Source organism: Mycobacterium sp. E2238 (genome assembly GCF_001672665.1).
GTDB lineage: Bacteria > Actinomycetota > Actinomycetes > Mycobacteriales > Mycobacteriaceae > Mycobacterium.
The window spans coordinates 36,788-47,790 of record NZ_LZKF01000139.1; the positions used below are offsets into that span (position 1 = coordinate 36,788).

Annotated in this window: 12 protein-coding genes and 1 pseudogene; 5 read left to right on the forward strand and 8 right to left on the reverse strand. The window is 65.6% G+C overall.

Annotated elements, in window-relative coordinates:
* Nucleotide 1: 1 nt before the first annotated feature.
* Nucleotides 2-439 (reverse strand): ATP-binding protein, encoded by a 438-nt coding sequence (locus tag A5711_RS11600; protein WP_067946533.1) that lies wholly within the window; start codon nt 437-439, stop codon nt 2-4.
* Between the two features lie 116 nt (nt 440-555).
* On the opposite strand from A5711_RS11600, the gene A5711_RS11605 reads away from it, so the two are divergent.
* A complete protein-coding gene (locus A5711_RS11605) occupies nt 556-1,488 on the forward strand; it encodes an LLM class F420-dependent oxidoreductase (protein ID WP_067946535.1) in 933 nt (310 codons plus the stop codon).
* 3 nt (nt 1,489-1,491) lie between these two features.
* Here the strand turns inward: A5711_RS11605 and A5711_RS11610 are convergent, their stop codons facing one another.
* A complete protein-coding gene (locus tag A5711_RS11610; protein WP_067946537.1) occupies nt 1,492-2,310 on the reverse strand; it encodes a formate/nitrite transporter family protein in 819 nt (272 codons plus the stop codon).
* Between the two features lie 77 nt (nt 2,311-2,387).
* Entirely contained in the window at nt 2,388-3,425 is a 1,038-nt protein-coding gene (locus A5711_RS11615; RefSeq protein WP_197501088.1) for a 2-hydroxyacid dehydrogenase, read from the reverse strand.
* 128 nt (nt 3,426-3,553) lie between these two features.
* Between A5711_RS11615 and A5711_RS11620 the strand changes: the two genes are divergently transcribed.
* A complete protein-coding gene (locus A5711_RS11620) occupies nt 3,554-4,411 on the forward strand; it encodes an LLM class F420-dependent oxidoreductase (RefSeq protein WP_067946540.1) in 858 nt (285 codons plus the stop codon).
* 41 nt (nt 4,412-4,452) lie between these two features.
* Here the strand turns inward: A5711_RS11620 and A5711_RS11625 are convergent.
* Nucleotides 4,453-5,939, reverse strand: a pseudogene (locus tag A5711_RS11625) (SulP family inorganic anion transporter).
* A gap of 360 nt (nt 5,940-6,299) precedes the next feature.
* Nucleotides 6,300-6,722 (reverse strand): nitroreductase family deazaflavin-dependent oxidoreductase, encoded by a 423-nt coding sequence (locus A5711_RS11630; RefSeq protein WP_067946542.1) that lies wholly within the window; start codon nt 6,720-6,722, stop codon nt 6,300-6,302.
* Between the two features lie 126 nt (nt 6,723-6,848).
* Here A5711_RS11630 and A5711_RS11635 point away from each other — a divergent pair, with 126 nt between their 5' ends.
* From A5711_RS11635 to A5711_RS27215, 3 genes are all read left to right on the forward strand, one after another.
* Nucleotides 6,849-7,748, forward strand: coding sequence for a class I SAM-dependent methyltransferase (locus A5711_RS11635; protein WP_067946544.1), 900 nt, complete (start codon nt 6,849-6,851; stop codon nt 7,746-7,748).
* 61 nt (nt 7,749-7,809) lie between these two features.
* Complete coding sequence (locus tag A5711_RS11640) at nt 7,810-8,499, forward strand: class I SAM-dependent methyltransferase (RefSeq protein ID WP_067946547.1); 690 nt, start codon at nt 7,810-7,812, stop codon at nt 8,497-8,499.
* An 85-nt stretch (nt 8,500-8,584) separates the two neighbouring features.
* Nucleotides 8,585-8,752 carry a hypothetical protein gene (locus A5711_RS27215; RefSeq protein ID WP_197520119.1) on the forward strand — a complete coding sequence of 56 codons (168 nt, stop codon included), beginning with the start codon at nt 8,585-8,587 and terminating at the stop codon, nt 8,750-8,752.
* Between the two features lie 66 nt (nt 8,753-8,818).
* Here A5711_RS27215 and A5711_RS11645 read toward each other — a convergent pair whose 3' ends face one another.
* The 3 genes from A5711_RS11645 to A5711_RS11655 form a co-directional block, all read right to left on the reverse strand.
* Nucleotides 8,819-9,208: a hypothetical protein gene (locus tag A5711_RS11645; RefSeq protein ID WP_067946549.1), complete on the reverse strand. Its 390-nt coding sequence runs from the start codon at nt 9,206-9,208 to the stop codon at nt 8,819-8,821.
* A gap of 8 nt (nt 9,209-9,216) precedes the next feature.
* Nucleotides 9,217-9,441, reverse strand: a complete 225-nt coding sequence (locus tag A5711_RS11650) for a hypothetical protein (RefSeq protein ID WP_067946551.1) — start codon at nt 9,439-9,441, stop codon at nt 9,217-9,219.
* Between the two features lie 268 nt (nt 9,442-9,709).
* The gene (locus A5711_RS11655) at nt 9,710-10,972 is read right to left on the reverse strand and encodes a TetR/AcrR family transcriptional regulator (protein ID WP_067946554.1); all 1,263 of its coding nucleotides are present in this window, start codon (nt 10,970-10,972) and stop codon (nt 9,710-9,712) included.
* Nucleotides 10,973-11,003: the final 31 nt, after the last annotated feature.

Consider the following 11,003-nt stretch of genomic DNA (forward strand, 5'->3'; position numbering starts at 1 on the left):
GCTAGGGCCTGGTGGAGTAGTCCAGGTACACCGTCGTGCCGTTCGGCCGGGCGTTGATGGTGCAGTGGTCGGCGAGCGCATGCATCAGCATCAGGCCGCGGGATCGCCGCGGATCGTTGAGCCGCTGCGGGGAGGGGTGCTGCCAGGATCCACGATCGCTGACACAAACGCTGATCGATTGGGCGGCAGGATCGTAGCTGGCCTGCAGTTTCATGGTGCCGACCGTGTTCTGGGCGCGGTATGCGTGCTCGACGCAGTTGGCCAGCGCCTCGTTGACGCCCAGAATGATGTCGTCGCGCACCTCGGCCGGGGCCTCGGTCACTTCCTGGAGCCACCGGCGCAGGGCACGGCGCATTCCCGCCGCCGTGACCGCGTCGGCGGAGCCGGCGCAGGTCAATCGCGCGGGCGTCACGACCCTGGGTGGAAGTAGTGAGGTCATGCTAAGGGCATACCCAAGTGCGGGTGGGGTGCTAAACCCGTTCGCGTCTCGCTTTGGCCACAGGCGGGTACACGTTCGGAATCGGGTTGCCGTACAACGACATACAGAGGGATCCTATGGAATTCCGTGCCTTCATCGAACCGCAACAGGGCGCCGGTTACGCCGATCAGGTCGCCGTAGCCCAAACCGCTGAGCAGCTGGGCTTCGCGGCGTTTTTTCGGTCCGACCACTACCTGGCGATGAGCGGCGACGGACTGCCGGGTCCCACCGACTCGTGGGTGACCCTGGGCGCGATCGCGAGGGAGACGTCAAGCATCCGGCTGGGCACCCTGGTGACCTCCGCAACGTTCCGCTATCCGGGTCCGCTGGCCGTCGCGGTGGCGCAGGTGGACGACATGAGCGCGGGGCGCGTCGAATTCGGCCTGGGCAGCGGTTGGTTCGAGAAGGAGCACCAGGCATACGGGATTCCCTTTCCCCCGCTGCGGGAGAGGTTCGACCGGCTCAGTGAACAGCTCGCCATTGTCACCGGGCTGTGGACGACGAAACCTGGAGAGACCTTCGACTACGCCGGCGACTACTACACCATCACCGGGTCGCCGGCCCTGCCCAAACCGACGCAGCACCCGCATCCACCGATTGTGATCGGCGGTCTCGGTGCCAACCGCACCCCGCAACTGGCGGCGAAGTACGCGGCCGAGTTCAACATCCCGTTCGCGCCGATAGACGTGGCCGAGAAGCAATTTCAGCGGGTAGCGGACGCCGTCGCCGAGGCGGGCAGACCGGCCGGCTCGATGGTCTACTCGAGCGCGTTCGTGCTCTGCGCCGGCCGTCACGACCGTGAGGTGGCCCGCCGCGCCGCCGCGATCGGCCGCGACCTCGACGAGCTGCGCTCGAACAGCCCGCTGGTCGGCACTCCCGCGGAAATCGTGGACAACTTGGGCGCGTGGAAACTCCTCGGCGTGCAACGCGTCTACACCCAGCTGCTGGACCTAACCGATTTGGCGCACCTTGAACTGCTGGCGAGTGAGGTTATGCCGCAACTGCTTTGAGGATCAAAGCGACTCGGCGTCTGCGCGTTCCTCCTCGAGCCGATCCTTGCTGCGCAGCAGCCGCAGCAAGGTCACGAACAGCAGCCCGCCGATCATGTTGCCCACCACGGTGTAGCCGAACCAGCCCAGCCAAGTCAGGTAACCGAAGGGCGCGTTCCCGGTGACCAGCGCGCCGAAGATCAGCAGCGAATCAAGAATCGAGTGGAACAACCGCAGCCCGGCGAGCAGGAACGCGGCGGCGACGGCCGCGGCGATCTTGGCCGGCACGGAATCGGTGCCGTGCTGCATCCGGGTCATCAACGTGATGACCATGCCGCCGAGGATCGCCAGGACCATGCTCTGCGCCGACACCGGCGCGGTGGCGAAATGGGTGCCGGACTCGATGGTCTGGGCGTGCAGCTCGGGGAAACCGGTCATGATCAGCCACATGATCACCCAACCGCCGACGAGGTTGGCGAGCATGGTGCCGCCCCACAGCTTGGCCAGCTGCCCGAAGCTGGCGCGTTTGGCGGCCACGGTCACGACGGGAATGATGAAGCCCTCGGTGAACAGCTCGCTGCGGCCCAGAAGCAGGGCCAGGAAGCCGATCGAGAAAGCCAATCCGGCCAACAGTGGCCGGTGTGTCGCGTCCAGCACCGACAGGTAGGCGAGCACTCCGATCCCCACCTCGGTCCCGCCGAAAAAGCCGGTGACCAACACGCCGCGCCAGGTGCGGTGCAGACGCTGGGTGCCCTCGCTGAGCATCCTGCTGAAGGCATCCTCAAGCTCGTCCTCGATGGGACTGTCGGTGTCTCCGAGCTGGCGTTGGGTCGTGTCACTCATGGTGGATGGCCTAGTACCCGTTAATCGGGTGCCGGACCATCTGGTGTGAGGCATCTGACAGAGGCGCACCCCCGCTGTCACTTGCGCGGTCGCAGCACCGGTGTCACCAGCTCACCGGTGTCGAGGTAAGTCTCCAGGTTGCGGATCGCCAGCAGCGCCATCGCCCTGCGAGTCCTTGCGGTGGCGCTGCCGATGTGTGGGAAGAGCACCACGTTGTCCATGTCGAACAGCTCGGCCGGCACGTGGGGTTCGTCGACGAAGACGTCCAGCCCCGCGCCGGCCAGGGCACCGCCGGCCAGCAACTCCACCAGCGCGTCCTGGTCGACGACGCTGCCGCGCGCGATGTTGACGAGGTAACCCTCGGGCCCCAACGCTTCGAGGACGCTTCGGTCGACCAGATGGCGCGCGTTGGGGTCGCCCGTGGTGGCCACGACGAGGACGTCGACCGATTCGGCCAGCTGAAAGGGTGAGTCGGCATAGCGGTACGGCGATCCGTCGATGCGATGGCGGTTGTGATAGGCGATGGCGCAGTCGAATCCGGCCAGCCTGGCCGCTATGGCCGAACCGATGCGGCCCAGGCCCAAGATCCCGACCTGCAGGCCGCTGACGTCGCGGGCGTAGGGGAATGGGCCGTCGCGCACCCAGCTGCCCGCCCGCACGTAGCGGTCGGCGGCCCCGAAACGGCGCAGCGTCATCAGGATCAGGCCCAGGGCGGTGTCGGCCACGGTGTCCGACAGCACGTCGGGGGTGTTGCTGACGCCGATGCCGCGACGCCGCGCCGCCGGCAGGTCGATCAGGTCTACCCCGGCGCCGTTGTTGACGATCGCCTCCAGGTGGGGCAGCGCCGCGATCGTGTGGGCGTCGACGCCGGGCGACCCCGACGTGAGCACCACCCGAACGTCGGCCGCGTGCTCGGCCAGGAAATCGGCTCGCCCCGGGCCGTCGGGGAGCTTCGGAATCTCGTAGCGCGCGGTCAGCTCGGCTTCGAACGTCGGCTCGAAGTCACCGATCCGCAGCGCGTCCCTGATCTTTTTCGTTGTCACCCGACCATCATCGGGTCTCGGCGAAATATTCGGGCGGCACCCTTCGTTGAAGGACCCGACGGTGTCGGACATTCCCCCGGGTACCACCTCAAAACCGTCGCTTCGAGCGACCACTTGCCGAGAGGCGCGAAGACGGCACCGTCCCAGACTTTTTCATCGCGCGCGGGAAGCAATTCCGCTGCGGCTTGGTTGCACCGCCAATGCGCATAGGAGTTGTGTTCCCGCAAACCGAGCTCGGCGGAGACCCCGCGGTCGTGCGCGCGTACGGCGAGGGCGTCGAAGGACTCGGATTCACCCACATCCTCGCCTACGACCACGTGGTGGGCGCCGACCCGAACGTGCACCAGGGGTGGGACGGCCCCTACGACATCGACTCGACATTTCATGAGCCGTTCGTCATGTTCGGCTACCTGGCCGCGATCACGTCGCTCGAGCTCGTCACCGGCGTCATCATCCTGCCGCAGCGACAGACGGCGCTGGTGGCCAAGCAGGCCGCCGAGGTGGATCTGCTCACCGGCGGCCGGTTCCGGCTCGGCGTCGGATTGGGCTGGAACGCGGTCGAATACGAGGCGCTGGGCGAGAAGTTCACCAATCGCGGCAAGCGCTCCGAGGAGCAGCTCGAGCTGTTGCGCCGGTTGTGGACCGAACGATCGGTCACGTTCGACGGGCAGTACCACACGGTGACCGCGGCGGGGCTGGCCCCGTTGCCCACCCAGCGCCCGATTCCCGTGTGGATCGGCGCGGCCTCCGACCGGGGACTGGAACGTGCGGGCCGGCTTGCGGATGGCTGGTTCCCGATGACGGCTCCCGGCCGCGGGCTCGACCACGCGAGAGAACAGGTGCGGCGCGCGGCCGCGGCCGCCGGCCGCGACGCGGAAAGCCTTGGCATGGAAGGTCGCGTGAGCTGGACCGGCGACCGCGAAAAGACCGCCGCCGACATCGCGGCCTGGCGGGCCGCGGGCGCCACTCACTTGTCGGTCAACACGATGAACGCCGGGCTGGCGACCGTCGATGATCACCTTGCCGTGCTGAAGCGGATCGCCGCCGACCTGACGTAGCGGAACCCTACGGCCTACGCGTCCTGAGCGTGGCGACGGAGCTAGCCAGTGTCCGCTTCGACCAAGCTGAGGTGAACCGCGCGACGGTTGGCCTTGGACGGCTTACGCACGCCCCCATAGGATTCCATCGGTCCGCTGTCAACCGTCACCGCTCCCCCCGTGGCACAGTGCCGACGCTGCCAGTCGCTGATGGCTTGGTGGGCAGCGTGATCGAGGTAGTTGGCCGTCAGGTGGACGGTGACCCTGGTGCGTTCGGGGATCGTCGCGAGAACACCCGTCAGCCGGGGCAGGGCCAGGAACGTGCACGCCCCTTCGATGAACACATGCCATTCGTCGCCCACATGCCTGGCCTCCACCCTGGCCCGAACCACCCGCCATCCGGTCACCACGATCGCCACGGCCAGCCCGATCATGACGCCGTGCAACAGGTTCAGGAAAACGACACCGGCAATGGTCACCAGATAGACCATGAGATCGCCGTTGCGCAAGGCTGTCTCGATGTGAGCAGGCTTGAGCAGCTCGATACCGATGACGATGAGCAAGCCGGCGAGCGCCGCGGTCGGGATCTGTTCGACCAATCCCGCGAACGGGACGGCAAACAGCAGAATCCAGACCCCGTGCATGATCGTCGAGGCGCGGGTTTTGGCTCCAGCGTTGACATTAGCCGCGCTGCGCACGATCACGCCGGCGATGGGAAGCCCGCCGATTGCGCCGGACGCCATGTTGGCCGCGCCCTGTCCGATCAGCTCGCGGTTGAAATCGGTGCGCTGCCCAGTGTGCATGCGGTCGATCGAGACCGCGGTCAGCAGGCTCTGAACGCTGGTGATCAGCGTGACAGTGATCACCGCGATCACGACGGCTCCCCAATTCCCATCCGGGAGTTGCGGCAGCTGCAGCGCCTCCAGCACCGAGCCTTCCAACCTGATGCGGGATACGTTGAACGGCAACGTGACCGACATGATCGTAACGACGACGATGGCGACCAGTGGGCCAGGGATCTTGGCCAATCGCGCCGGCGCCCGCCGCCAGGCGATCAGAATGGCGATGACGAGCAGGCCCAGCACGAGCCCCGGCAGGTGCGCGCCGACGATCTGCGCAGGCAGGCCGACGACGTTTGTCCAGGCCGAGCTCTGCGATTCGCCGCCCAGCAATACGTGCACCTGCTGCAGCGCGATGGTGATTCCGATGCCGGCCAGCATGGCGTGCACGACAACCGGTGAGATCGCCAAGGCGGCGCGCGCAATCCGGCTGATTCCAGCATGACCTGCAGTCCTCCCGCGATCACCGTGATCAAACAGGTTACCGCCCAGCCAAACTGGGAGACCAGGTCGGCGACGACCACCGTGAGCCCAGCGGCCGGACCACTGACCTGCAACGGTGATCCGCCGATACACCCGGCGACGATCCCGCCGACGATCGCCGCTATCAAGCCGGATAGTACTGGCGCGTCCGAGGCGATCGCGATCCCGAGTGACAACGGAAGCGCCACCAGGAAAACCACTAACGAGGCCGGCAAGTCGTATTGCATGGCCGCACGCCACCGGTCAGCTCGAGTTGGTTGACCTGTTTCGGAGTCTTGTCGACCCGCCGTCCCGGCGTGTTGCATCGGCCCTCCCTGGAGATGTGCATGAGGAAGCGCGCCGGATATCAGCCCGTGATGCGCCCGGATCGTTGCGATGTAAAGCCCTGTGGCACTGGCAATTTCTGATCTCCACAAACGTCGTTGTTGTGCCAGGCGTGTGCGGCCTTATGCATATCGAACGTATGGGGCAGTCAAGCGGGTCGCAACCTGACGGCCCGCCCGCATATCGAATGCAAATCTTTTGCCGTGGGCGGCGGCGAAATATCCGGCGGCGCTATTTACCGAAACAGGTTGACGCGCGGTTCATTACTCCAGCACGAAGACCGGTATCTGCCTCGTCGTCTTGGTCTGATATTCCGCGTAGGGCGGATAGGCTTCGACGGCCCGCTTCCACCACTGCTCGCGCTCCAACCCCGCGAGCTCGCGTGCCCTCAGCGCGACGGCCCTCTCGCCATCCTGCAACGTGACCTCGGGATTGGCTTTCAGATTGAAATACCACGACGGATGCGCGGGGGCGCCGCCTTTCGACGCGACCATCGCGTAACGACCCTCGCTCTCGACGCGCATCATTGGCACGTAACGCTTTTTGCCGGACTTCGCCCCGGTGACCGTCACCAGGACGACGGGCCGATCGAGAATCTCGACCCCATCGGTCGTGCCCTGTTTCAAGATTTGCTCGGTCTGCTCGCGTACCCAGTCCCTCGGGCTCAATTCGATGTCGTCGGCCATACCTGATCTCAACACGTCGTCGCGCCTTCGTCACCCCCGGGCGCATCGGCGAATGGTCGGTCCAGGAAGCGTAGAGTGGGCTTAGTCGCTTAAATGAGCTAACTAATAGCGGAGAGGAGACGGGTAGTGGCCCGCACCGAGAACGACACGTGGGATTTGGCCTCCAGCGTCGGAGCGACCGCGACGGCGGTCGCCGCGCAACGGGCGATCGCCTCGCAGGGGCCGGACCCCCTGCTGAACGACCCCTTCGCCGATCCCCTGGTTCGCGCCGTAGGCAGCGACGTCTTCGTCAAGCTCATCGATCACGAGGTCGACCGGTCCGACGATCCCCTGCTGAACCGCCGGGCCGTGAACGAACAGATTACGGTGCGCACCCGCTACTTCGACGACTTCTTCACGCAGGCAACCGAATCCGGTATTCGGCAGGCGGTGATTCTGGCGTCCGGACTGGACACCAGGGCCTATCGGCTGGCCTGGCCGGCGGGAACAATTGTCTACGAGATCGACCAGCCCGAGGTGATCGAGTTCAAGACGCGGGTACTGGCCGAGCTGGGTGCCGAACCCACCGCTGAGCGCCGCACGGTGGCGATCGACCTGCGCGAGGACTGGCCGGCCGCGCTGGTCGAGGCCGGACTCGACGCGACGGCGCCGACGGCCTGGAGCGCCGAAGGCCTGCTGGTCTACCTACCGCCCGAGGCGCAGGACCGCTTGTTCGACAACATCGTCGCCTTGTCGGCGACGGGCAGCCGGATCGCCACCGAGCACATGGATCTGCGCAACATTCCGTCGGACTGGGCGCAGAAGCTGACCGAACGGTCGCAGCGTCTCGGCTCCAAGATCAACCTGGCCGAACTCTTCTACACCGGCGACCGCAACACCGCGGCCGAGTACCTGGCCGGGCATGGCTGGCGCGTCGACATCCGGACAACCGACCAGGCCTTCGCCGCCCATGGGTTCCAGGTGCCCGATGACGAGCTGGCTTCGTTCGGCGAAGACTCCGGTTACCTGACGGCGACCCTCGGGTAAGTCCGGATTGGCACGCATCAGGGTCGTTGACATATATCAGTCTCGTTGATATAAAGGTCGTATGTCTCAGCCGACTCAAGATATGTTCGAATCCGCCTACCGGGGCGAGGCCCCCGAGATGGGTGAAGGCAATCGGCCGCCGTGGAGCATCGGCGAGCCGCAACCGGAGATCGCGGCCCTCATCGAGGCCGGCAAGTTCCATGGCGACGTGCTCGATGCGGGGTGCGGGGAGGCGGCGGTGTCGTTGTTCCTCGCCGAGCGCGGATTCACCACGGTGGGCCTGGACCAGTCACCCACCGCCATCAAACTGGCACGCGAGAAGGCCGCCAGGCGCGGCCTGGCCAATGCCACGTTCGACGTCGCCGACATCAGTGCTTTCGGCGGTTACGACGGACGCTTCGGCACCATCGTCGACAGCACCCTTTTTCACTCGATGCCCGTCGAGTTGCGCGAGGGCTATCAGCAGTCCATTGTGCGTGCCGCCGCACCGGGCGCCTCCTATTTCGTGCTCGTCTTCGACCGCGCGGGCATGCCGGCCGACGGCCCGGTCAACGCGGTCACCGAGGACGAGCTACGGGACGTGGTCTCCAAGTACTGGGTGGTTGACGACATCCGGCCGGCCCGGATTCACGCCAACGTGCCCGACAGCTTCCTGGAAGGCTTCCAGGCCTTCGGGGGTGCAAACATCCGCGACGAGGGCAACGGCCGCAAGTCGATGGGGGCCTGGCTGCTGTCCGCGCACCTCGGCTAGCCGGCCACGGACATCCGACAGGTTTCGGTGCGTGGGATTCGGGAGACCCTGACTGGAGCACGCAGACGCTCAGAGGAGATCCCCCGTGGACCAGCAAGTCAATTTCGACCCACCACCCGCCCCCGAGGACGCCAGGCAGGCGACCGAGGAACAGCGCAAGTTGCAGGAGCAACTGGATCACCAGGACGATGACCCGGACGCCCCGGGATTGCACCAGTCCCGGCGTGACCTGCCTGACGAGAGCACACGGTAGGTGGTTTTGCCAGGGGACCGGGCTGTCGCGCCGGCGCGATCATCGCCATCTGTTCTCCGTGGGAGATCACGGATCACGCAGGTGGTCAGCCATTGGATGATCAGTAACGACTTCGGTGCGCCGCCGGTCGTGTGCGAGTGCCATCGTGGCCAGCCATGTCAGTGTGAGGCCGCTTAAGGCTGCCGTGGGGATTGCCCACGCGCGCCGGATCGTCAGCGCGTCATCACATCGTGCAACGTAATTCGAGCGCGAGGCGCCGGTTGATCGGACCACATGATCTGGTCCGCTGTCGGCACTCGACGCTTGGGTCAGGTCGGTGGTGAATCCGCTGCCGCACTTGACTTGCCAGCCGTACTGGTCGTACGCGTCGATGAAGACCGGAAAGCGCAGCGCGAAAAGTCCTGCGGCCAAGGCCACTATGGCCACCGAGAAAACCAGGGGCCCGCGTCTAGTCATGTCGATTCTTACGTCATGCAGACGTTGGCAAACAGCAGCACGGGCCAGGACACGATTGAGCCGAGAAAGGACACCACCAAATCGATCCCGTGCATGTCACGTAGATGGCTCGTATGGGTGGACGACCAGATCACGCCCACGATCAGATACGGCGTGCCCAGCAGGACGGCCAGGCCCAGTAGCTCGGCGATCGTCAACTGGTAGTCCAGTAGTTGGCGAAGCCTGTGCAGCATCGGCGTGCCTTTCGCGCGGCAACCTCCCCCGGGCGCGTCGGCGCAAGAGCAAGGTGGAGAGTCCGTGATGCCCGGTACGGATGGCGACTATGTTAATCATGATTCGAGATATTGGGTAGCGTTCGTTGCCATGGAGCCATTCATCCGGTCGAGAGGTTTTCCTGAGCGGCATGGTGTTAGGGACAGCCTGGCGTGCCGTCACGCTTTAGTGACGCCAGAACAAGTGCAGCGTCATTCCGACCTGAAGTCGGCGTGCATCCCCGTGGACTCAGCGGCGTTGCGTCCCGCCCCTAGCGGCCTTGCGGGGAGTTGTGTCAGATTCGCCAAGCAACGTGATTTCCATCAGGCGGCGCACCGTCATGCGTGCGGGCTCGCTCGGGCCGGGCATCACGAGCTGGCCGATGTCGACGGCGAGTGCGAGCGCAGCGTGTACGGCGTATCGAGCGCGGCCGAGCGTTAGGTCGGGTCGCGCCGCTACGGCCAGCCGGGCCCAGGACTCGACGGTGGAGCGGTTGATGTTGTAGAGGAGTACCGCGTCCGTGTCGGGCAGGTTGTTGCGCTCCGTGTAGTAGACACGGGCCAATTCTGGGTTGGCGAACGAACGCGTGACGAAGGCATCGATCAGCTGCGTGAGCGAGTGCTCCGGATCACCGCCTGCGGCCAAAATAGTGGACAGGTCACCGGAGACTTGGTCGGCGCCGCGCCGGTATGCGACTGCCAGTATCGCGGCCTTGCTTGGAAAGTACTGGTAGATGCTCGCTACCGGTATGCCCACAGCCGTGGCGATGTCCTCCATACCGGTTTCGCGGAACCCCCGTTCGTTGAACAACCGGATCGATTCGTGCAACAGCAATTCGTAGCTACCGACCGCGCTCGTAATCGTCGCTGCCCGTTGGGATTTCGGCCTGCTAGCCGGTGGCACCGGCACGTCGGACCTCATCACGGCGGCCGCGATGTCGGCCAACGTCGCCCGAATCTCGCCGTCGCCCAGCCGGGAACGATGGTCGGTGATGCTGCCGACGACACTCAGCGCCGCCACCGAGAGCACCCAACGCTCCCGTGATTGCAGTTTGGGCCGGAGGCTGATCAACGGCCGCTGCAGACGCCGGTTGACCAGCTTGACCTGCTCGGACAACACTCTCTGGTCTTCGGCGTGCAGGTAGCGACCTTCCCACCGGTAAAGTCCCCCCGCGGTGCGGTTCACAATCGCGGTGTCGATCAGCGATCCGATCAGTGCACGTAGCGTCTCCCCAGGATCGGCGTCGTCGGGCAGGTGATCGGCGAACTCCGTGGCGTCCACGAGCCGCTGCCCGAGTTCAAGGACCGCGGAGCGGAACAGGTCGTATTTGCCGTGCGAGTGCCGGTAGAGCGCCGCCGCCGAGACCCCGACGCGAGCGGCGATGTTTTCCATGCTGACCGCGTGGTAGCCGAGCTCGCTGAAAGCGTCTGAGGCGGCCCGGGCGATCTGCGCCTTGCGGTCTTTGGGGCGGCGCTTTACCGGCTTTGCGGAGGAACGGCTGGCCGGCGTCATAGAGATCACCGTAGCCGCAGTGTGCGGGGCC